Source organism: Streptomyces yangpuensis, from assembly GCF_024666385.1.
Classification (GTDB): Bacteria; Actinomycetota; Actinomycetes; order Streptomycetales; family Streptomycetaceae; genus Streptomyces; species Streptomyces yangpuensis.
Window position 1 is genome coordinate 4,979,924 of the sequence record NZ_CP102514.1, and the last position, 21,189, is coordinate 5,001,112.

Here is a 21,189-nt window from a genome sequence, read left to right on the forward strand (position 1 = left end):
GGATAATCCGCGGCGGCCGCGAGACCTCCCGTCGCCCGCTGTGCCGACGCTAGCCTGGACGTCTCACCAGCGGGCGGGGGGCGCGGATGACCGACGGGCGCACGACCGGGACGGCGCGCGCCTTCGAGCTCCTCGAACCCCTCGTCCAAGCGGCGACGGTACGCGTCCACGCCCCGCCCGGCGGGTATGACAACCCCGGCAGCCATCGGACCGGTCCCACCTGGGGGAGCGGTTTCTTCATCGCCCCCGGCTGGGTCCTGACGTGCGCGCACGTGGTCGGCGAAGGGGGTGCCGCCGTGCGTCTGACAGGCCGCGAGGTCGGCATCACCTTCCACTCCGGCAGACCCCGCCACGGCGGACCCGGCGCGCCCGGCGCCGTCACCGGCACCGTCACCGGGCGCGTGGAGTGCGTACTGCCCGAGCGCCTGGAGGAGCGACGGCCCGGCCGGCACGCCCTGTGGGACCTGCCCGACCTGGCACTGATCAGGGTCCTGGCCCCCGTGTCGCACACCTGCGTCTGGCTCACCGACCGCTCCCGGCCCCGCTTCGACGAGGTCGCCTACTTCGGCTGCACCGAGGACCTCGGCACCCCCGAGATCACCGGCCGCACCACCCGGCTGCGCGGCACCGCCGGGAACGGCGCCGCCATCCGCCTCGCCGACGACGACGAGATCGACCCCGGCATGTCCGGCGGGCCCGTCGTGGACCTCGCCCGCGGGGAGGTCGTCGGCGTCGTCAAGGCCCGCCGGCACACCGGAGGCGGCGGACTCGCCGTCTCCGTCGTGCAGCTGCGCACCCTCCCGATGCCCGCCCGCGGCCAGACCGGGCTCTACCGGCGGATCATGCAGGCCCACGACCTGTACCACTACGACCAGCACCTCAGCGACCTCGACAACCGCCGCACCTGGACCGACCTGCACGGCGAACTCCCGCCGCAGGAGCACGACCCGTACGGCGGCCGCGGCCGGCTCACCCCGGGGGAGCGCACCACCCTGTGCGGACTCCTCGCCGAACTGCCCCCGCCCAGCTCCTCCGAGGCCGTCCGGGCCCTGGTCGAGGCCGTCCGCGGCGAGGAACCGGACCCGCAGCCCCCGGCCCCGCTGAGCTGGCGCGACGGGCTCGGGCTCCTGCACGACCCGCCGGGCGGGACGGGCGAGGCCGCGGCCATGCTCCGCTACGCGACCGACGTCAGCGTGGCCGAGTACCGCGAACCCCCGACACCGGGCGCCGACGAGGAACTGTGGGACTGGGTACGGGCCACCGCCGAACGGCTGTGGCGGCCACTGCGCCGCGAACTGGGTGAGCGTCACGAGCGCGGCCTCGCCGAGCGGGAGCGCCGCCGCCGGGCCTCGGCCGGACGCACGGCGGGCGGCCCGGCCCGGCGCGCCGGGGGCCTGCCGCCCGGTGCCTCGGTCCTGCTGGAGGTCTGGGCGCACGGCTGGGAACACCTCTACGACTGGCGGGTCTCCGTCCTGGCGGGCCCGGCCCACCCCGGCCGGCTGACCCCCGTCGACTCGGGTGTACGGGCCACCGTGGCGGCTCTGCCCGAGCGGTTGCGGGCCCCGCTCGCCGAGGCCTTCCGGCGGTGCGACACCCACGTCGCGGCAGCCCTGCTCGAAGTGGCCGTGGCCCCGGAGCTGTTCGGGCTGGCGGTGGAGGACTGGGTGGTGGCCGGCGGCGTACCGCTCGGCGTGCAGCGGCCGGTGGTGCTGCGCCACCCCGGCGGCCGCGGCGACCACGGTCCGGGCACCGGCCCGGCCGGGCCGGACACCCACCCCGCGGACCACGAGGCGGACCCCGGGGCCGGCCGGTCCGCCGCGCGATGGGCCCGGGTGCAGGCGGGACCGCTCCAGGACGAACGGGCCGACTGCGCCGGCGGCCGGCCGCGCGCACCCTCCGCCGCATGGCTGTCGGGCCTGCCCGACACCACCGTCCCCGTGCACTGCCGGGCCGCCGACCAGGAGCCCACGCTCGGATCGCTGCACGCCGTACGGGACGCCGGCTACGGGGTCGCCGTGACCCGCAGGCCGCCACCGGACCCCGGGGTGTCGTGCGCGCCGTTCCACCGCGGGCTGCGGGAGGAACTGGCCGACGCCGGCCGGGCGGACGTACTGCCGGTACGGCTGCAGACGTTGCGGGGGCGGGCGTACGGGTCGGACCCCGACGCCTACTGGGCGGCCGGAGCGGGGCTGGTGTGGGAGGACCCGGCCCGGCCGCTGCCGGACGTCGAGCCGCTCCACGGCGACCTGTGACGGAGCCCGGCCCGCCGGATTCGAGGGAGGGAAGACGCAGCATGAACGACGACTGGCTCATCTACCGCGGGGTCGGCGAACCCCACGACGGGATCGACGCCCTGCCCGACCCGCCGCCCTGGCGGAACTTCGACGGCGGGCCCGTCGTGGAGCCGGGCCCGGCCGCCGCGGCCGCCGAGGGCAATGTGGCCCGGCGGCTCGGCGCCCACCGGCAGGCCGCCGAATTGCACCGGCCGGAGCCGGAGGAGCTGGAGGCCATCAACGCGGCCCTGTACCTGCGGCGGCCGCTGCTCGTGACCGGATTCCCCGGAACGGGGAAGTCCACCCTCGCGCACTCCGTCGCCCACGAGCTGAAGCTCGGGCGCGTCCTGCGCTGGCCGGTCGTGTCCCGGACCGTCCTCCAGGACGGGCTCTACCGCTACGACGCCCTCGCCCGCCTCCAGGACGTGCAGCTCACGGCGGGCGGAACGGCGGCCGGCGGGGCGGCGGCAGGCGGCGTTGCGGCGGGCGGGGCGGCGGCAGAGGCGGTCAGGGAGGCCGCGCCGGGAACGCCCGCCGCGGTCCCCGGCATCGGCAAATACATCCGGCTCGGCCCCCTGGGCACCGCCCTGCTGCCCACCGCACGGCCCCGCGTGCTCCTCATAGACGAACTCGACAAGAGCGACATCGACCTCCCCAACGACCTCCTGAACGTCCTGGAGGAAGGCGAGTTCGCCCTCCCGGAACTGGAGCGGGTCGCCGACACCGAGCCCGACGTCGAGGTACTCACCGACGACGGGACCAAGGCGACCGTGCACGGAGGCCGGGTCCGCTGCCGGGCGTTCCCCTTCATCATCCTGACCAGCAACGGGGAACGGGACTTCCCCGCCGCCCTGCTGAGACGCTGCATCCAGCTCAAACTCGGACAGCCCGGCGAGCGGCGGCTCGCCACGATGGTCCGCGCCCACCTCGGCGAAGAGGCCGCCCGCCTCGGCGGAGACCTCATCCGCGAGTTCCTGAGCCGTTCCCAGTCCGAACTGGTCGCCGCCGACCAGCTCCTCAACGCCGTCTACCTCACCCACTACGCCTCCCCGGCGACCCGGGAGGACCTCGCGGACCTGCTCATCCAGCGCCTCGACCGCCCGAGGTGACGCACCGTGCCCGAACCCGCCGCGCCCGATCCCGCCGCCCCCGATCCCGCCGTGCCCTCCTGTGCCGTGCCTGCCGTGCCCTCCTGCGCCGGCCCGCCGCCCGCCGCGGTCGGTGTCCGTGAACTGGCCGCGCTGCTGCGGTCCGCCGGACTCGACCCGTCCGCCGAGGAACTCGCCGACGCCCTGTGGCTCGCCGGCCACATCCGCGGCCCCGGCCCCGCCCTGCCCGACGCCCACGAGCCCGGCCCGGCGGCGGACCCCGAGGACCTGGCCACGGAACCCGCCGAACCCGTACGGGCCGAGACGGACACCGAGGACCCGGTACGGCTCTACGCACCCGGGGCGCACCACACCGGGGAGGCCGAGAGCGGGATCCCGCCGGAGTCGCCCGAGGAATACGGAGTCCCCGTACGCGTGCCCGGAGCCGCCGCCCTGCCCCGCATCCTCGACGTCCAGCGCGCCCTGCGCGCCCTCCAGCGGCACCGTCCGCCCGCCCCGCCCACCCGGATGGTGATCGACGAGAGCGCCACCGCCGACGCCAGCGCCCGCACCCTCGGCCTGCTCATCCCGGTGCTCCGCCCGGACCGCCGGCGCGAGGCGACCCTGCGGCTCGTGATGGACGCCTCCCCCTCGATGGCCGTCTGGCAGGACATGTTCGAGGAACTGCGCTCCGTCTGCGAGCGGTTGGGCGCCTTCCGGGACGTCCAGGTGCACTACCTGCACCGCCGCCCCGACGGCTCGGCGGCGCTCGGACGCGGTCCCGTCCCGGGCCCGGGGCTGCGCTCCGGGGACCAGCTGCGCGACCCGACGGGCCGCGCCCTGACCATGGTCGTCTCCGACTGCGCCGGGCCGCTCTGGCGCGAAGGGGCGGCGCAGCGGCTGCTGCACCGCTGGGCCGAATGCACCCCGTGCATGGTGGTCCAGCCACTGCCGCAGCGGCTCTGGGGCCGCAGCTGGCTGCCGACCGAGCGGGGCACCCTCGCCCGGCTGGAGGGCGCCGGGCAGAAGCTGCGGTTCCGGCCGGACCGGCCGCCGCCGCCCGGGCGGTCCACGGGCGGACTCGCCGTGCCGGTGCTGCCACCGAGCCCCACCGCCCTCGGGGCGTGGGCCCGGCTCGTCGCCGGTCTCGGCACCGGGCCGGTCGCCGCCGAGGTGGGCCGCGTACGGGCCGACCACCCCGCCGCGCCCGTCCCGCCGCCGCCCGCCGTCCGCCCGCCGCGCGAACTCGTGGCACGGTTCCGGTCCTCGGCCGCGCCCCGCGCCGTACAACTGGCCGTGTACCTGTCGGCGGCGCCGCTGACACTGCCGGTGATGCGGCTCGTGCAGCGCACGATGCTGCCCGACTCCGAACCGTCCGACCTGGCGGAGGTCCTGCTCAGCGGGCTGCTCCGACGCAGCGGACCGGGCCCGGGGCACTGGTACGCCTTCGTCCCCGGCGTGCAGGACGTCCTGCTCGGGCCGCTGGGACGGGACGAGGCCGCGCTGGTGCTCAAACACTGCTCGGAGTACGTACGGGCGCACTTCGGGGCGGGCGTACGCAACTTTCCCGCACTCGCGGTCGCACAGCTGACCGGTGTGGCGGCGGCGACGGCGGCGGCCCCCGAACCCGACGACGGGGAACGGCCCCCCGAGGACCGGCTCCCGCAGGCATTCGCACAGGTTTCGGCCAAAGTCGTACGGCGCTACCTGCCCGGGATGCCGCGGGACGGGCAGCCGGTACGCGAACCAGCGGCGGCCCCCCTGCTCGGCCGGGCCGGGGCGGTGCGCGCCGCCCGTGACCGGCTCGCGGACGCGGACGCCGCCGGCGACGCGGGCGCACGGGCCCTGCACGAGGCCGTGGCGGTCCTGCGGCGGGCCGTGACGGCCCCGGCCGGGCCCGCGGACCCACCGGAGGAGGCCGAGACGGAACTGGCGGGGGCGCTGCTGCGGCTGTGGGCGGCCGAACGCGACCCGGAGCTCCTCGCCGAGGCGGAGCGCGCCGTGACCGGGCTGCGGACCGCCGCGGCGCGGGCGGTCCGCGGGCGCGTGCTGTACGAGCGGGCGCTCGCCGCCGGCCCGGACCCCGACCTGCTCGTGGCGGCGGACCGCGAGTTCGCGGCGGCGGCCGATGCCGCCGCCACGGCCGAAGCGGAACTGCGGCGGGACTGCGCGGTACGGCGGGCCGAGACCCTGATCCGGCTCAGCGGGCTGCGTGAGGACCCGGGCGCGCTGCGCGAGGCCCGCGCGGCCCTCGAACCCCTGGCGGGCCCCGTGCCCGGCCCGTACCCCGTACCGGACGGGGAGCCCGGCGGCCCGGACCCCGAGGCGCCCCCCGAGCCGGACGCGCCGCCGGCCGCCGAGGCACACCCCCCGGCGCCCCCCGAGGCGTCCCCGCGCCCGCACCCGGAGCTGCACCTGGCGCTCGGCCGGGTCCTGCTGGCCCTGCTGCCCCGCACCCCCGACCCGGCCGAGCGGGCCGCCCTGGCCGAACAGGCCGCGGCCCGCCTCGCGGTGGTCCTGGCCGGCCCACCGGCCGGGACGGGGTCCGGGAGTGCCCGGGTGCGCGTGGAGCTGGCCGACGCGCTGCGGCACCTGCCCCCGCGGCTGGAGGAGGCCGCCGGACAGCTGGCCACCGCGCTGGAGGAGACGGGCGGGGACCCGGAGCTGCGGGTGGCCGCCCTGCTGTGCCTGGCCCGGGTGCACCGCGAGCGGTACGCGCGCGACGCCGACCCGGCGGCGCTGGAGGAGGCGGCCGAGGCGTACGGCCGGGCCCGGCGGCTGGTGCCCCGCGACGGGGAAGCCTTCGGCGAACTCCTGCCCGAGTGGGGCGACGTACTCCTGGAGCGGGCCCGCGCCGCGGGCGGCCGCCGCTTCACCGGGGCGGCCGTACGCGTCCTGCGCGAGAGCCGGGCGGCGGTCCCCCAGTCCGACCCGGGAGCCGCGCACCGGCTGATGCGGCTGGCCACCGGGCTGCGGCTGCGGCACGCGTACGAGAGGGACGCGGTGGACCTGCGGGAGGCCGAGTACCTGCTGGAACTGGCCGTCCGCAACAGCCGCGGCCCGCTGGAACGGGCCCGCGCCTGGCGGGACCACGGCGACGTGCAGCAGGAGATCCACGGCCACACGCGGGCCGCGGACCGCCTTGACCGGGCGGTCGAGTCCTACCGGCTGGCGTGGCGGGCAGCGCTGGAGGCGGACCGCGAGGGCCGTGACGACCACGAGGGCCGCGACGACGACCACCGGGGACTCCCCGGCCGCGAGGACACCGCGCTGCGGCTGGCCGCACGCGTGCAGGAGGCCCGCGGGGAGGTGCTGGAACGGCTCGCGCGACCCCGGGCCGCCCTGGAGGAGTACCGCTCGGCGCTGCAGCTCTGGAAGCGGATCGGCGCCGACCCCGACGGCCGCTCCGAGGGGCTGCGCGCGCGGGTACGGGTGCTGGAGGCGGGGCCGTGACGGGCGGGCCGCTGTTTCCTCCGGCCGGCCGGAGGGAAAGGGCAGTGGACCGTCCGGAAGCGGAGCGTGGGACGCGACAGGGGGAGCGGCGGCACATGGTGACGAAACGTCAGGAAGTGGCACCGGCCACCGCCCCGGGATGCCCGGGGCGACTGCCGGACCTCTCCGGGCTCGACCTGGCCGCCCTGCGCGGGATCGACCATCCCGTACTGGCCGAGGTGATCGAGGGCCTGGTCGAACGCGTGACCCACCCGGCGGAAGTCCTCAACGCGTTCGACTCCAGCGCGACCTGACCGCTGCGCTCGGCTCCGCCGGGGCTGCCGGGGCTCCGCCCCGGACCCCGCGCCTCAATCGCCGGCGGGGCTGGATTGCGCCGGCCAGGAGTGCACAGGGTGGGGCGGTGCCCCGGCGGAATGTCTCCTCGGCTCGGCGCGTGCGGCCTTGTCGTGCCGAGTCGGCCCAGGTCCCGCCTCGTCCTGCGGGGACACTCCGCCGTGTCCCCGCCCCACCGGCTCGCGCTGCTGGAGGGGGGACGGGGAGGGGTGTCCCCGCAGGACGAGGCGCGACCAGAGCCGTCTGGCCGGGCCAAAGCAGCACGCGCCGAGCCGAGGAGACACCCCTGCCCGGCACCCCGACCAACCCGCACACGCCCGTACCCCGCCCCGCGGTATGGCTCCGCCGGGACAGCACCCCGCCCCCTCCACCGGCTCGTACTGCTGGAGGGGGGACGGGGAGGGGTGTCCCCGCAGGACGAGGCGCGACCAGAGCCGTCTGGCCGGGCCAGGGCCGCACGCGCCGAGCCGAGGAGACACCCCTGCCCGGCACCCCGACCAACCCGCACACGCCCGTACCCCGCCCCGCGGTATGGCTCCGCCGGGACAGCACCCCGCCCCCTCCACCGGCTCGTACTGCTGGAGGGGGGACGGGGAGGGGTGTCCCCGCAGGACGAGGCGCGACCAGAGCCGTCTGGCCGGGCCAGGGCAGCACGCGCCGAGCCGAGGAGACACCCCTGCCCGGCACCCCGACCGACCCGCACCACACCCGTACCCCGGCCCAGCCGCACGCTCCGGCCGGAGCCCCGCGAAGCAACCCCGCAGGGGACACCGCACCACACCCGTACCCCGCCCGACAGCACGATCAGGCCGGAGCCCCGCGAAGCAACCCCGCCGAGCACCCCCGCAGGGGATACCGCACCGCGCCCGGCACCGCTCCGCAACCGAGTTGACCACTTTCCGCCGTTAGCCGGGCTCGGCGGACGGGCAGGGATGGACCGTCCGCCGGGGCGCCCCCGGCGGTGTGCGGGGAGGGAGCACGGCGATGCGGCGAGCGATCACGAGCGCCTCCCCACTGCCCGGACCCACCACCCCCGCCCCGCCCGCCGGCGGTGGGGCTCCGGACGGCCAAGCCGGCCGGGCGTCCGCGCATGCGCGCCACGCGCCCTGGCCCCACACCCGGCTCGATGTCGCCGCCGCGCGGGCGGCCGGGCATCCGCCCCATCCCATCCGGCAGTTCGTGCTCAAGACCCGCAGCCGCTGCAACCTCGCCTGCACCTACTGCTACGTCTACGAGATGGCCGACCAGGGCTGGCGCGACCAGCCCGTCGTCATGGCCCCCGCCACCGCCACCCGCGCCGCGCAGCGGATCGCCGAGCATGCCGCCGCCCACGACCTGCCCCGCGTCGACCTCGTCCTGCACGGCGGCGAGCCCCTCCTCACCGCCCCCGCCGCGCTGGCCGCGCCCGTCGAAGCCGTACGGGAAGCCCTCGCCGCCACCGCCCCCCGTACCCGGGTCACCGCCACCGTCCAGACCAACGGCACCCTGCTCACCCGCGGCCGTCTCGCCGCCCTCGCCGCCGCCGGGATCCGTGTCGGTGTCAGCCTCGACGGCGGGCTGCCCGCCCACAACTCCCGCCGCGTCGACCACGCCGGACGCCCCGGCTTCGGCGCCGCCGCCCGCGGCCTGCGCCTGCTGGCGCGCCACCCGGACAGCTACGCCGGGGTGCTCTGCGTCATCGACCTCGACCAGGACCCGGTGGAGACCTACGAGTCCCTGCTCGCCTTCGCTCCGCCCACCGTCGGACTGCTGCTCCCGCTCGCCAACTGGAGCGCCCCGCCGCCCGGCCCCGGCGGGACCCGCCCCGGCGGGACCGGGACCCCCTACGCCGACTGGCTCCTCGCCGTCTTCGAGCGCTGGTGGCACGACGGACGGCACCGCACCCGCATCCGGCTCTTCGAGGAGATCATCGCCCTGCTGCTCGGCCTGCCCGCCACCACCGAGACCCTCGGGCTCGCGCCCGCCGCCACCGCCGTCATCGAGACCGACGGCTCCATCGAACAGGCCGATTCGCTGAAATCCGCGTACGAGGGGGCCGCCACCACCGGCATGGCCCTCGACACCCACAGCTTCGACCAGCTCCTCGACCACCCCGGGTTCGCGGCCCGCCAGCTCGGCCGGGACGCGCTCGCCGCCGCATGCCGCTCCTGCGAACTCGTCGAAGTGTGCGGCGGCGGCCACTACCCGCACCGCTACCGGGCCGGCGAGGGCTTCCGGCAGCCGTCCGTCTACTGCGCCGACCTCCAGGTCCTGATCCGGCACATCGCCACCGCCGTACAGCGCGCCGCCCGCCCCCCGGCGGCCGCCTCATGACCGCCGCCCTCGCCGCCTTCACGGTGTCCACCGACACCCTGCGCGCCCTCGCCTCCGCCGAGCCCTCCCCGGAAGGCACGCGCCTGGTGCGCGACGTACGCCGCTCCAAGCGGCTGGTCCTGCTCCGCGCCGTCCTCGACGCCGCGCCCTGCGGCCGGTCCGGCCGGACCGCCGACCACTGGGCCCTGCTGGAGGAGGCCGAACGCCGCGACCCGGCCGCCGTACGGGACGTACTGCACTACCCGGCCACCGGAGTCTGGGCCGAGGAGACCCTGCGCCGGCTGCACGCCCCCTACGGCCCGCCCGCGGACCTCGCCCACCTCGGCGCTCTCGCCGCGGCCGCCGCCCTGCGCGCCGGGATTCCCTTCACGCACACCCTGCGGCCCGTGCACGGGCGCCTCGTCCTGCCCACCCTCGGCCTGCTGCGCCCGGACCGCCCGGGTCCGCTCGTCCTCACCGAGCGGTCCTGGGACCCCGAGGACCCCGGCACGCTGCCCCTGCACGCCCTGCCCGGGGGCCGCACCGCCCTCGACGACCTCGACCCCTACCGGGCACCCGGCCCCGCACAGCCCGCCCCCCTGCGCCCGGCCCGCCGCCTCACGCCCAAGGGCCACAAACGGTGGGACACCCAGTGGTCCGGCGCCCTCACCCTGCTCGAGCGCTACGACACCGTACGGGCCGAGGAGACCGCGCAACTGCTGCGATCGCTCGTACCGCTGGCCGGCGGGTCCCGGTCCAGCGGCGCCACCCTCCCCGCGGCCGCCGGCTCCGTACTGGCCCGCGCGCAGGCCCCGCCCGCGCTCGCCGCGACCCTCGTCCACGAGGTCCAGCACGGCAAACTGACCGCCCTCGCCGACGTCCTGACCCTGCACACCGCCGACGCCGTGCCCCGCCACTGGGCCCCCTGGCGCAGCGATCCCCGCCCCCTTGAAGGGCTCCTGCACGGCGCCTACGCCCACTTGGCCCTGGCCGGGTACTGGCAGCGCGCCGCCCTCTACGGCGCCCGCGGTGCCTGGGCCCAGCACGCCCGGACCCGGGCCCAGGTCGCCGCCGTCCTGCCCGTACTGCGGGCACACGGCCGACTGACGGCCGCGGGTCGGGAGTTCACCGACGCGATGGCCGCCGCCGAACGGGCCATGGACGAGCTCCCGCCCCCCGGCGACCAGCACGCCGCCGCCCGCCGGGCCGTCGACCGCGAGCGCCGCGCCTGGTGCGAGACGCACCCCGAACTCGCCCCGTTCGCACAGGTCTGACGGACCGTCCGCTGCGGTACCTTTTCAGTCCCGTCCACTGCCCGCAGCCCAGGGAGACGGCCGCATGACCACCGGTAGCAGGCAGGACCGCGAATCGGCGCTACAGCCCCAGCAGCCGCAACAGCCCCAGCAGCCCCAGGCACCCCGGCCGGCCCAGGCGCCGCAGCGTTTCGTCATCAGCTTCGCGGGCTTCAACCGCCCCTGGGCCGTATGGATCGCCCACCGCCTGGAGGAACACGGCCACCGCGTCGCCCTCCAGCGCTGGGACCCGCAGAACAGCCCCGGCCTCACCCAGGCCCTCGACGACCTCGCCCGCTCCGGCAGCCGCGTCCTCCTCGTCCTCAGCGAGCGCTACTTCTCCGCCGGCACCCACACCGACCAGGAGTGGAACACCGCCCTGCGCGCCGTCACCGACGACCACCCGGACCGGTTCGCCGCCGTCTGCCTCACCGACGCACCCCTGCCCAGCGCCGTCGCCGTCCTGGAGAAGACCGACCTGTGGGGCCTGGACGCATACGAGGCCGAATACCGCGTGCTGCGCCGCCTCGAACTGCCCACCGAACGCATCGGCACCGAGACCGGCCGCCGCGGCCCCCGCTTCCCCAACGACCCGCCCGAGATCTGGGGCCGCGTCCCGCGCCGCAACCCCCGCTTCACCGGCCGCAACGACGTCATCGGCACCCTGCGCCAGGCCCTCGCCGAAGCCCCGCCCGGCGCGTCCACCGTCACCCTCCTCGGCCTCTCCGGCGTCGGCAAGACACAGGTCGCCACCGAATACGCCTACCGCTTCGCCTCCGAGTACGACGTCGTGTGGTGGGTCCCCGCCGAGGACCGCCCCACCCTGCGCGAACGCCTCGCCGACCTCGCCCCCGCCCTCGGCCTCCCACGCGGCGCCGGCAGCTACGGCGAGCAGATCCGGGCCGTCCTCGAAGCGCTGCGCCGCGGCATCCCGTACAGCCGGTGGCTGATGGTCTTCGACGGCTGCGACAACCCCGACGACCTGATCGACCTGCTGCCCTCCGGCGGCGCCGGCGACGTCATCATCACCTCCCGCAACCGCGAATGGGCCGCCCGGCACACCAGCCTCGTCGAGGTCCCCCTCTACGCCCGCCCCGAGTCCATCACCTTCATCCGCCGCCGCGCCCTGCGCCTCACCGCCGACGAGGCCGACCAGCTCGCCGAGGCCCTGGAGGACTACCCGCTCGCCCTCGACCAGACCGCCGGCTGGCTCGCCGACTCCCCGCTGCCCGTCGGCGACTACCTGGCCCTGCTCCAGCGCCGCATGGACTCCCGCGAGGCCGTCACCCTCTCCGAGGACTACCCGCTGCCCTTCCCCACGGCCCTCGCCATACTCCTCAACAACGTCCGGGAGAACTTCCCCGACGCACTCGCCCTGCTGCGGCTGTTCGTCTTCTTCGCACCCGGCCCGGTCCCGCTGCGCCTGCTGCGCGAATTCCCCGCCGACGACGTACCCGAACAGCTCGCCGGCCTCATCAACGACCAGATCCGCTGGAACGCCGCCCTCAACAAACTCGTCCAGTTCTCCGTCGTACGGCTGGAGTACTCCGACCTCCCCGTGGAGGAGGGCGGCGGCGGGCTGGAAACCGTACAACTGCACCGCATGGTCCACGGCATCGTCCGCGAGGACCTCTCCGAGAACGAGGCCGAACCCCTGGCCCGGGCCGTCCGCCAGGTCCTCGCCGCCGCCGACCCCGGTCGGCCCTCCGACTCCCGGCTCTGGCCCCGCTACGCCGAACTCGTACCGCACCTGGCCCCTTCCGGGGTCATCACCAGCAGCAACCCGCGGATCCAGAACTTCCTGCTGCACTGCCTGCGCTACCTGATCCTCGCCGGGGAGTACCGCTCCTGCCTGCGGCTGTGCGAGGAGACCGACCAGATCTGGCGGGCCAGGCTCGGCGAGGACCACCCCAAGGTCCGCGAGCTCAGCTACCAGTACGGCAACTCCCTGCGCAACCTCGGGCTGTTCCGCCGCGCCGAGATCCTCACCCGGTCCGTCGCCGACCGCATCACCGGCGAACGCGGCGACCAGGACCTGGAGAGCCTGCGCGCCACCAGCGCCTACGGCGGTGTCCTGCTGTGCATCGCCAAGTTCGAACCGGCCCGCGAGATCTTCGAGCACTGCCTGGCCACCTACCGCGAGCTCCTCGGCGAGGACGACTCCATCACCCTCGACGCCCAGAACAACCTCGCCGCCACCTACCGGCTGCTCGGCCGCTACCAGGACGCCTACGACCTCGACCTGGACACCCTGCGCCGCCGCGAGCGGGTCCTGATGCCCCTGCACATCTCCACCCTCGCCTCCGGCATCGCCTGCGCCATGGGACTGCGGCTCATGGGGCGCTACCGGGAGGCCCAGACCCGGCAGGAGCAGGGCGTCAAGCTCAACACCCAGGTGCTCGGGCTCGGCCACCCCCAGACCCTGCGCGCCGAGCACAACCTCGGCCTGTGCCTGCGCCGCTCCGGCGACATCCCAGGCGCGGGCCTGCGGCTGCGGACCGTCTGGGAGCGGGCTACGCGGGTCTTCGGCGTGGACTACCCCTGGACCCTGATGGTCGCCTCCGACTACGCCACGTACCTCAGGGAGTACGGGGACATCGGCGAGGCCCGCCGGATCTCCGAGGACGTCGTCCGCGGCTACCAGTCACAGCTCGGCCTCGCCCACCCGTACAGCATCGGCACCGTCGGCAACCTCGGCCTGGTCCTGCGCGCCCAGGGCGAACGCGCCGAGGGCCTCTCCCTCGCGGAGCAGGCACTGGTCGGCATGCGCGGCGCCCTCGGCGGCCGGCACCCCTGGACGCTGGGCTGCGCCCTCAACGCCACCGGGCACCGCAACATCACCGGCCGCCTGGAGGACGCGCTGGAGCTGAGCCGGGAGACACTGCGCACCGCCGAACGGGTCCTGGGCCCGGACCACCCGATGACGCTGAGCGCACAGATCGCCCTGGCGGCGGACCTGCGGTCGGTACGCGAGGACACGGAGGCGGGCAAACACGAGGACGCGGGCATCAAGGGCCTGACCCGCACCCTGGGCGCCCAGCACGTCCACACGGTCTCGGCCAAACAACGGTCGCGCCCGTACTGGGACTTCGAACCCCAGCCCTGAGCCGGCCCCGCCGGTCCTTCAGTCGACGGGACGCAGTGCCCGCTCGGAGCGCAGCGCCGCCCATGCGGCAACGGCGGCCAGCACTGCGAGCCCGGCGAGGGCGAGACCGCCGGCGAGAGGCGACGGGTCGGGCGGGACCTGGTTCCAGACGTACAGCTCGTACTGGGCCTCGGGGGGCAGGTTCAGCAGATCGGCGATCCAGCGGTGCGGCAGGAACGGCGCCACCGGGAGCATGACGAGCGGCGCTGTCACCAGCAGGGGGCCCGCTCCGACCGCGAGCGTCCCGATGACGCTGCGCAGCAGGGCTGCCCCGAGTCCGGCCAGGCTGATGAAGAGGAGCTGGACGAGCAGGGCGCCGGCGATCGTGCCCATGGCCTGGCTCCAGGTCGCGGACTCGGCGGGCAGGGGAGGCACGATTTCGATCGTGCCGCCGCCGAACCCCGAGGGGATCGTGCGGGGCCGCACCGGCGACAGCCGGGCGAGCGCCGACGTGGTCAGCCACAGCAGTACGCCGGTGACGACCTGACCGGCGAGCGACAGGGTGAGGACCGCGCCGATCCTGCGAGCCCACAGCACCCCGACACGGTTCTCGAACAGGCGCAGGGCGCCCCAGGTGCCGCCTTCCAGGCTCTGGCCGAGTCCGGTCGCGATGACGACCGCCGTGAGCAGGAGCCCCAGCAGGGTTCCGGATTGCCAGGCCGCCGCCCGCAGCGCCGCCGGGAGCGAGGTGAGCGCCGAAACCGAGGGGTCGAGGACCCCGTACGAGGCGCCCGCCATCCAGAGCCGGACGACGAGCGCCAGGGTCACCACCGTCGCCATCGCGGTGGCTCCCCAGACCGGGGCGGTCCACAGGGCCCGCAGCTCACCGGCCCAGGCGGCCCCTTCCGCGCGCGTGGGCCGACGTCGGGTACCGGCCATCAGGCGCGGTCCCGGGTGCGGTTGAGGCGGCCGAGACCGAGCCACAGCAGGCCGATGAAAGCCAGGGTGGGCAGGACGCGCAGCAGCACAGGAGCGGTGGAGGGATCGGTGGAGATCCAGAAGTGGTCCCACACCCCGTCCACCGCGCCGAAGCCGACGAGGTCGGCCAGGGCGCCGCCGGGAAGCCAGGCGCCCAGCCCCGGTGCGGCGGAGGTGCGGACCACGAGGACGAGCAGCAGCATCCCCGCGAGGAAGGTGCGCAGCGGCTGGCGGAGGAGTGCGGCCAGAGCGACCGCGACGGCTGCCGCCCCGGCCAGCACGGCGCCGCCGGCGAGTACACCGAGAGCGGTGTTGGCGAGTACGGACCCGAGAGCCCCTGCGGACGGCAGCGGATAGGCGTCACGACCGTAGAGCAGGCCGAATGCGGCCGTCACGGCGGCGGACGCGCACAGCAGCGTCAGGCTCCACACCCAGACGGCGACGGCTTTGGCGGCGAGCAGCCGCCCGAGGCGGGACTCGTAGAGGAGGAGCGGCACGATGCTGCCCCGGCTCCACTCCCCGGCGACGGAGAAGGCCGCCACCATGACGAGCAGCGCGAGCCCGGGTATGGACGTCAGCAGACGTACGGTCCACAGGAGCGAGCCCACCGGGTGCTGGCTCTGCGCGGCACGGACTCCTTCGGCGGTGAACCTGTCCTGGATCCGCTCCAGCCCGACGGCCTGCAGGGGCACTTCGGCGAGGCACTTGGCCTTCTGATCGGGGCTGTTGCGCGGGGATTCGCACGAATGCGGAAGGAAGTCGAGGTTGGCCTGCACCTGCTTGATGTTGTAGGAGGCCATGCTCTGGCTCACCCACGCGCAGTACAGGGAGCCGAAGACGAACAGAGTGGCGAGTGTGAGGGCGAGCGGGTGCCGCAGCAGCCGCCGGGTCTCGGCCCGGACGAGGCGGTTCACGGGCGCACCCCGTTTCCGACGAGTCCGAAGAACCAGTCCTCGAAGGCGGCCGGACCGCTTTCCGGGTCGTAGCCGAGCGCGTCGAGGGTGCCGGCGGCGACGACACGGCCCTGGGCGAGCATGATCACGCGATGGCAGATGCGCTGGATCTCGTCGAGCTGGTGGCTGGAGACGAGTACGGCTGCCCCGCGCTCGGCCTCCTCGGCCACGATTCGCCGCACCATGCGCAGACCCTCGGGGTCGAGCCCGTTGGTGGGCTCGTCGAGGATCAGCAGATCGGGCTGCTTGAGCAGCGCCGCTGCGATGGCCAGGCGCTGTCGCATGCCCTGCGAGTACGTCCCGACCCGGCGGTCGGCGGCACCGGTCAGTCCGACGCGGTTGAGCGTTCGGGCGATCCGTCCACCGTCGGGAAGCCCGGCGGTGTCGAGCAGGGTGCGCAGCATGGCGCGACCGGTGGACCAGCGGTGGAACGCGGGCGCGTCGAGCGCGGCCCCGAGCCGGTCGAGCTGCCGCGGCCGCATGGGCAGTGCCTCCCCGAACAGCCGCACCTCACCGGAATCGGGGGTGGACAGCCCGGTGATCACCCGCATCAGGGTGGTCTTGCCCGCGCCGTTGAGCCCGAGGAGGCCGACGATCTCGCCGGCCTCCAGGCTGAGATGGACCCCTTCCAGCACGGAGTGCTTCCGGAAGCTCTTGGTCACTTCGTGACAGGAAAGGACGCTCATCGTCTGAGATTACTTCCAGTTGTAGACGACGCGGCCCGACGAGTGGACGAAGTGGGGCGCGTTGGCGATCTGCATGTAGTAGCTGCCGGCGGGCGCGTTGTTGAACTCCTTCCAGAACGTGCCGTTGTCGCAGGACCAGTCACGCCAGGCGACCCACTGGTCGGGCTGCCAGGACTTGTCGATCTTGAAGTCGTAACCGACCCGGCCCTGGGCGCCGTTGCTCGTGGCGCAACGGTCCTGCGTCGCCGACTGGCTGTTGCCCGGGGCGGACCAGCGACCGGTCTCCGCGCCGACACCCTCGTCGGTGAAGGAGAAGTTCTTCACCTGGGTGTATGCGGCGGACGCGCTCGGTGCGAGCGCGCCGACGAGCCCGACGGCGAGCGCTGCCGTGGCCATGGTCGACTTCATGCGAGTACGCAAGGGGTTCCCTCCGTTTGCTCCACCACCACGGTGGAGTCACTGAACTGACGCGCCGTCAGAGGCGCCTCAGCCGGAGATGATCTTCACATTGCCTGCAACTTCGGTCAAATTCAGGAAGGTTTACGCCAGATCTCGCTAATGATGTTTATTTTTCGACAAGTTGGCTCTATGGCCCCCGATGCGTCCCGTGGCCCCAGGGCCGACGCCGCAGCCGACGCCGACGCCGACGCCGACGCCGATGTCGACGGGCCGACGCCGACGCCCCCGGGCCGACGCAGACGCCGCAGCCGTCGCCGATGTCGACGGCTGTGAGCACTCGCGGCCGGACGGGCCCGATGCGTAGGCGAATTCCGCCCGGTGGGGGCGGAGCGAGTCCGACCTGTTGGCCCCGACCGGGGCGGGGCTTGTGCCGGGCCTAGCGGAGGGCGTCGGCCAGGTGCGTGAGGGGGTCGGCGGTGGGGCGGTGGCTGGAGACGCCTGTGGGCCAGGTGGAGATGCCGTCGTCCGCCCACCGTGGAACGACGTGGAAGTGCAGGTGGGGGACGGACTGTTCGGATCCCGGCCCGCTGGCGCTCAGGATGTTGACGCCCGTGGCGCCCAGGGTGGTCCGCATCGCTGTTGCGACGCGTTGGACCAGGGTCATGGACCTGGCCAGGACATCGGGCGGCGTGTCGAAGACGCCCGCGTAGTGGGAGGTCGGAACCACCAGGGTGTGCCCCGGGGCAAGAGGGTCCAGTGGGGCGAAGGCACAGGCCTCGGCCTCGCGGGCCACCCAATGGGCGGTGCCCTCACCTATGAGTCGGCAGAAGACGCAGTCCATGGCGGGCAACACTGTCACACGCGGGCGGGCGCCAGGGTGGCGGACACCAGGCCGGTGCGGACGGTTTCGGCCTGGCGGCACGGCCCCGGGCCGGCAGGGCCTGCTTTCGGGGGTTGCCCTCGTCGTGCCGCTGGGGGGCGTCGCTCCCGCTACTGCGTGGCCGCGTGACGCCGTATGCCTGGAGGGGGTCACCGGCCGACCCACTGCGCGCCTATCACAGTAATTTGCCGTGTCAAGTCACGTGATGCTGTGACGTGTGTCGACTTCCGGGATCGGGTTTCTTGGTATCAGGCCTTCCGCCGCTGCGGGGGTCGGGAAGATATCAGATTCTGCGGGGTGAACTCGCAAAAGTCCCGCATTTCCGAATGGAGAAAAGCAATGTTTAAGATTTCCCGCAAGACGATCCTGGTCGCAGCTTCTGTGGCCCTGGCAGGAGGGATGGCTCTGCCGGCAACAGCCCTTGCCGCTCCCACATCCCAGACAGCGGTAAGCGCGGTGGATTCGACAACGAAGACGCCTTGTAAGCATAAAAAGGCCGGATGCAAGAGGGTGGTCACTCGGAATACTCCGAACACTCCGAACACGCCCAACACCCCGAACACTCCGGGTGGTGTGGGTAACACTCCGAACACTCCGAACACGCCCAACACCCCGAACACTCCGGGTGGTGTGGGTAACACTCCGAACACTCCGAACACGCCCAACACCCCGAACACTCCGGGCGGTGTGGGTAACACTCCGAACACTCCGAACACGCCCAACACCCCGAACACCCCGGGCGGTGTGGGTAACACTCCGAACACCCCGAACACGCCCAACACCCCGAACACTCCGGGCGGTGTGGGTAACACTCCGAACACTCCGAACACGCCCAACACCCCGAACACCCCGGGCGGTGTGGGTAACACTCCGAACACCCCGAACACGCCCAACACCCCGAACACCCCTGGGTGATTTGAGACGTACAGCGGCGCCGCGCAGTGAATATGCTGCGCGGCGCTCTGGTGTGGCAGCGCTTGTGGCGCTCGCTTACGCGTTTGGCGTATTGGGAGTGTTCGGCGTGTTGGGCGTATTCGGGGTATTAGGCGTGTTCGGCGTATTGGGTGTGTTCGGGGTGTTGGGGGTGTTCGGCGTATTGGGAGTATTGGGAGTATTGGGAGTATTGGGAGTGTTCGGCGTGTTCGGCGTGTTCGGCGTGTTCGGCGTGTTGGGGGTGTTCGGGGTGTCGGATCCGGTGAGCGCGTACGGGGCGTACGGGGCGTAGGGGGCGTATGGCGCGTAGGGGCCGTACGCTGCAGGCGCTGCGCCGGTGCTCATCGTCGTTGCCTGGGTGTGCTGGGCGTGAGCTGCCTGGGCGAGCCGCACCAGATGTGTGAGCTGCGGGAGCTGCGGGAGTGGGGGAAGGGTCGGGAGTTGCGGCAGGGTTGCCCGATGGGTGGGCGCCGCCACGCTTCCCTGGTCCGCCTGGGCGGATCCGGCCCCCAGGGCGGCCAGTGCCCCTGCCGCCAGCGCGACGATCGCGACCTGCTGAAGCTTGCGCATATGCCCTCCGTGGCTGTACTTCCGCGCGCATCGGTAACGCAATGCGCTGAGTCGATCGCTAAAAGTACACAAATGGGCAGGTTTCGGCCCGGTCAGTGGGCCCGCGTCGCCGCTCCGTCACCCGTTCGTTTCGTTCGGGAGCTCCCCCCCAGGGCTACGGGGGGTGTGGGGGCGGGATCCGCTGGGCCGGTAGTCAGTGACGTGCTGGGGGTTTCCCGTCAGTCCCATCGTCTCTCCGTGTCGCGCCGGTCCCTCAAGGGCGCTCCTTCGTCGCGTCGCTTCGCGATGTCGCTGCGCTCCACCCTTGACCGACCGTCCCGCCCCGGAAATCCGAAAGACCGCCGGGAAACCCCCAAAGGAACGGACCGGGAGCAGAAAGACACAGACGGGCGGCCGGAGGGCTCGGGCGAAGCCCGGTGCGCCCCAGATCGCTACACGCCCCTCCGAGACCGCGTCCGACCCTTGTCGGGGGCTGGACACAAGCCGCCCACGATCGCTACGCACTCCTCCAGGAGGGCGACCGCAGCTTGTCGGGGGCTGAGTGCACCTGAGGTGAGGCCAACCGCTCGCGAGGCGTGTCAGGGAAAGTAACCGTTTCCCTATGGCGGCTTACCTATCCTGGGCCCAGCGGAGGTCCCTCCCACGGCGACTGACGGGGACGGGGCGGACCTGCTCCCACCTGTCCGCAAGTTCGAATCCCGTGGGCACCGCAACCGGCCCCAGGATGCTGACGTGGACGGCTATCCGCATCCGACGACAGCCGTACGCTGGCGGGATGATTCGGACCGTGGTTCTGGACATCGGTGAGACCCTCACCCGAGACGATCGCTACTGGGCCGCATGGGCGGACTGGCTGGGCGTGCCCCGGCATACCCTTTCCGCGCTGGTCGGTGCCGTGGTCGTGGACGGACGGGACAACGCAGACGCGATCCGCCTCCTGCGCCCAGGCATCGACATCTCCGTCGAATACGCCGCACGTGAAGCCGCTGGACGCGGCGAGCGGCTCGATGAGAGCGACCTCTACGAAGACGTCCGGCTGGCGCTGGTCGCGCTCCGCACGTCAGGAGTACGAGTCATCGTTGCGGGCAACCAGAGTCCCCTGGCCGGTGACCTGCTGCGCTCCCTGAACCTCCCCGCCGACCTCATCGTCACATCGGGTGAGTGGGGCGTTTCCAAGCCGGCGCAGGCCTTCTTCGACCAGGTGTTGGCGGTAGCCGACAGTGCCGCTGAGGAAACCCTCTACGTGGGTGACCACCCGGCCAACGACATCCACCCGGCGCGAGCCGCAGGCCTGCGCACCGCACACATCCGGCGTGGCCCCTGGGGTCACTGGTGGGCGGACGACCCGGAGGTCCGTGCCGCAGCAGACTGGTCGATCAGGTCCCTCCTCGAACTCCCCCAAATCGTGCGGCAGTAGGAACGGGCAGCCGCTCGGCGGGGTACGGTCCGGACATGGCCGAACACATCGGGCAGCGCGTCGCCGCTCTGCGGCGCGCCCGGCGTGCTCTGGACGTCGCCCGTGACTGGAGCCCGGGCCCGGAGATCCCCGCGGAGCGTCTATCCGGCTTCTGGATCGAGGTGGCGCGGGCACGACTGTGGTCCGGCGCCCCGGACGGGGCCTTCAAGTGCCTGAAGGAAGCGCGCAAGCACGCACCACAACACGTGCGCGAACACCCGTGGGTTCGCGAGGACATCGGGAAGATCCTCCGCCTCGTGTGCGAGATGTCGCGTCAGGCTTTGAGGGCGAGTTGATGGCCGTGATCAACGAAAACGTCTCGACCACCCCTCACCCCTACTGGGTCGAACCCGCCTACGTCCGTGGCCCGTCCGGCCGCGAGTTCTCCACAGCGCTCAGCAACATCGAGTCAGCGGAGATCCACCCGGGTCAGCGCACCTGACCACGCCCGACAGACCGTGGTCGCCCCCGCGCCTCACCTCAGATGAACTCAGCCCCGACAAGCTGCGGTCGCCCTC

At 73.8% G+C, this 21,189-nt stretch carries 17 protein-coding genes; 11 read left to right on the forward strand and 6 right to left on the reverse strand.

All coding sequences use genetic code 11. The annotated features are described in order from the left end of the window. Positions 1 to 86: 86 nt before the first annotated feature. From NRK68_RS23020 to fxsT, 7 genes are all read left to right on the forward strand, one after another. Positions 87 to 2,252 carry a VMAP-C domain-containing protein gene (locus tag NRK68_RS23020; RefSeq protein WP_183067294.1) on the forward strand — a complete coding sequence of 722 codons (2,166 nt, stop codon included), beginning with the start codon at positions 87 to 89 and terminating at the stop codon, positions 2,250 to 2,252. 41 nt (positions 2,253 to 2,293) lie between these two features. After that, a complete protein-coding gene (locus NRK68_RS23025) occupies positions 2,294 to 3,382 on the forward strand; it encodes an AAA family ATPase (RefSeq protein WP_257856580.1) in 1,089 nt (362 codons plus the stop codon). A gap of 6 nt (positions 3,383 to 3,388) precedes the next feature. Further along, a complete protein-coding gene (locus NRK68_RS23030; protein ID WP_257856581.1) occupies positions 3,389 to 6,814 on the forward strand; it encodes an SAV_2336 N-terminal domain-related protein in 3,426 nt (1,141 codons plus the stop codon). A gap of 95 nt (positions 6,815 to 6,909) precedes the next feature. Beyond that, the gene (gene fxsA, locus NRK68_RS23035; protein ID WP_183067297.1) at positions 6,910 to 7,107 is read left to right on the forward strand and encodes an FxSxx-COOH cyclophane-containing RiPP peptide; all 198 of its coding nucleotides are present in this window, start codon (positions 6,910 to 6,912) and stop codon (positions 7,105 to 7,107) included. Positions 7,108 to 8,131: 1,024 nt separating this feature from the next. Further along, the gene (locus tag NRK68_RS23040; protein ID WP_183067298.1) at positions 8,132 to 9,460 is read left to right on the forward strand and encodes an FxsB family cyclophane-forming radical SAM/SPASM peptide maturase; all 1,329 of its coding nucleotides are present in this window, start codon (positions 8,132 to 8,134) and stop codon (positions 9,458 to 9,460) included. After that, on the forward strand, positions 9,457 to 10,713 hold the full coding sequence (locus NRK68_RS23045) for an HEXXH motif domain-containing protein (protein ID WP_183067299.1): 1,257 nt from the start codon (positions 9,457 to 9,459) through the stop codon (positions 10,711 to 10,713). Before NRK68_RS23040 ends, NRK68_RS23045 begins: the two co-directional genes overlap by 4 nt. Before the next feature lie 64 nt (positions 10,714 to 10,777). After that, the gene (fxsT, locus tag NRK68_RS23050; RefSeq protein WP_257856583.1) at positions 10,778 to 13,837 is read left to right on the forward strand and encodes an FxSxx-COOH system tetratricopeptide repeat protein; all 3,060 of its coding nucleotides are present in this window, start codon (positions 10,778 to 10,780) and stop codon (positions 13,835 to 13,837) included. 18 nt (positions 13,838 to 13,855) lie between these two features. On the opposite strand, the gene NRK68_RS23055 is transcribed toward fxsT, so the two are convergent. The 6 genes from NRK68_RS23055 to NRK68_RS23080 all read right to left on the reverse strand — a co-directional run bounded on the left by NRK68_RS23055 (position 13,856) and on the right by NRK68_RS23080 (position 18,599). Beyond that, on the reverse strand, positions 13,856 to 14,755 hold the full coding sequence (locus NRK68_RS23055; RefSeq protein WP_257856584.1) for a hypothetical protein: 900 nt from the start codon (positions 14,753 to 14,755) through the stop codon (positions 13,856 to 13,858). Then, positions 14,755 to 15,708, reverse strand: coding sequence for an ABC transporter permease subunit (locus tag NRK68_RS23060; protein WP_257856585.1), 954 nt, complete (start codon positions 15,706 to 15,708; stop codon positions 14,755 to 14,757). Before NRK68_RS23060 ends, NRK68_RS23055 begins: the two co-directional genes overlap by 1 nt. After that, a complete protein-coding gene (locus tag NRK68_RS23065) occupies positions 15,705 to 16,433 on the reverse strand; it encodes an ABC transporter ATP-binding protein (protein WP_257856587.1) in 729 nt (242 codons plus the stop codon). The genes NRK68_RS23060 and NRK68_RS23065 overlap by 4 nt, the downstream gene beginning before the upstream one ends. A gap of 9 nt (positions 16,434 to 16,442) precedes the next feature. Further along, on the reverse strand, positions 16,443 to 16,841 hold the full coding sequence (locus NRK68_RS23070) for a hypothetical protein (protein WP_257856588.1): 399 nt from the start codon (positions 16,839 to 16,841) through the stop codon (positions 16,443 to 16,445). Between the two features lie 427 nt (positions 16,842 to 17,268). Then, a complete protein-coding gene (locus tag NRK68_RS23075) occupies positions 17,269 to 17,691 on the reverse strand; it encodes an HIT family protein (protein WP_257856589.1) in 423 nt (140 codons plus the stop codon). Between the two features lie 269 nt (positions 17,692 to 17,960). Next, positions 17,961 to 18,599, reverse strand: coding sequence for a hypothetical protein (locus tag NRK68_RS23080; RefSeq protein ID WP_257856590.1), 639 nt, complete (start codon positions 18,597 to 18,599; stop codon positions 17,961 to 17,963). 80 nt (positions 18,600 to 18,679) lie between these two features. On the opposite strand from NRK68_RS23080, the gene NRK68_RS23085 reads away from it, so the two are divergent. The 4 genes from NRK68_RS23085 to NRK68_RS23100 all read left to right on the forward strand — a co-directional run bounded on the left by NRK68_RS23085 (position 18,680) and on the right by NRK68_RS23100 (position 21,113). Beyond that, on the forward strand, positions 18,680 to 18,937 hold the full coding sequence (locus tag NRK68_RS23085; protein ID WP_257856592.1) for a hypothetical protein: 258 nt from the start codon (positions 18,680 to 18,682) through the stop codon (positions 18,935 to 18,937). Between the two features lie 1,053 nt (positions 18,938 to 19,990). Further along, positions 19,991 to 20,632 carry an HAD family hydrolase gene (locus NRK68_RS23090; protein WP_257856593.1) on the forward strand — a complete coding sequence of 214 codons (642 nt, stop codon included), beginning with the start codon at positions 19,991 to 19,993 and terminating at the stop codon, positions 20,630 to 20,632. Positions 20,633 to 20,667: 35 nt separating this feature from the next. Next, positions 20,668 to 20,967, forward strand: a complete 300-nt coding sequence (locus tag NRK68_RS23095) for a hypothetical protein (protein WP_373023637.1) — start codon at positions 20,668 to 20,670, stop codon at positions 20,965 to 20,967. Continuing rightward, positions 20,967 to 21,113 (forward strand): hypothetical protein, encoded by a 147-nt coding sequence (locus NRK68_RS23100; RefSeq protein WP_373023638.1) that lies wholly within the window; start codon positions 20,967 to 20,969, stop codon positions 21,111 to 21,113. Before NRK68_RS23095 ends, NRK68_RS23100 begins: the two co-directional genes overlap by 1 nt. Positions 21,114 to 21,189 lie beyond the last annotated feature (76 nt).

Bases quoted from the DNA above. Each gene is read 5' to 3' on its own strand.
- NRK68_RS23020 (WP_183067294.1), top strand. From the start codon at position 87: ATGACCGACGGGCGCACGACCGGGACGGCGCGCGCCTTCGAGCTCCTC.
- NRK68_RS23025 (WP_257856580.1), top strand. From the start codon at position 2,294: ATGAACGACGACTGGCTCATCTACCGCGGGGTCGGCGAACCCCACGAC.
- fxsA (WP_183067297.1), top strand. From the start codon at position 6,910: ATGGTGACGAAACGTCAGGAAGTGGCACCGGCCACCGCCCCGGGATGC.
- NRK68_RS23040 (WP_183067298.1), top strand. From the start codon at position 8,132: ATGCGGCGAGCGATCACGAGCGCCTCCCCACTGCCCGGACCCACCACC.
- NRK68_RS23045 (WP_183067299.1), top strand. From the start codon at position 9,457: ATGACCGCCGCCCTCGCCGCCTTCACGGTGTCCACCGACACCCTGCGC.
- fxsT (WP_257856583.1), top strand. From the start codon at position 10,778: ATGACCACCGGTAGCAGGCAGGACCGCGAATCGGCGCTACAGCCCCAG.
- NRK68_RS23055 (WP_257856584.1), bottom strand. From the start codon at position 14,755: ATGGCCGGTACCCGACGTCGGCCCACGCGCGCGGAAGGGGCCGCCTGG.
- NRK68_RS23065 (WP_257856587.1), bottom strand. From the start codon at position 16,433: ATGAGCGTCCTTTCCTGTCACGAAGTGACCAAGAGCTTCCGGAAGCAC.
- NRK68_RS23070 (WP_257856588.1), bottom strand. From the start codon at position 16,841: ATGAAGTCGACCATGGCCACGGCAGCGCTCGCCGTCGGGCTCGTCGGC.
- NRK68_RS23090 (WP_257856593.1), top strand. From the start codon at position 19,991: ATGATTCGGACCGTGGTTCTGGACATCGGTGAGACCCTCACCCGAGAC.
- NRK68_RS23095 (WP_373023637.1), top strand. From the start codon at position 20,668: ATGGCCGAACACATCGGGCAGCGCGTCGCCGCTCTGCGGCGCGCCCGG.
- NRK68_RS23100 (WP_373023638.1), top strand. From the start codon at position 20,967: ATGGCCGTGATCAACGAAAACGTCTCGACCACCCCTCACCCCTACTGG.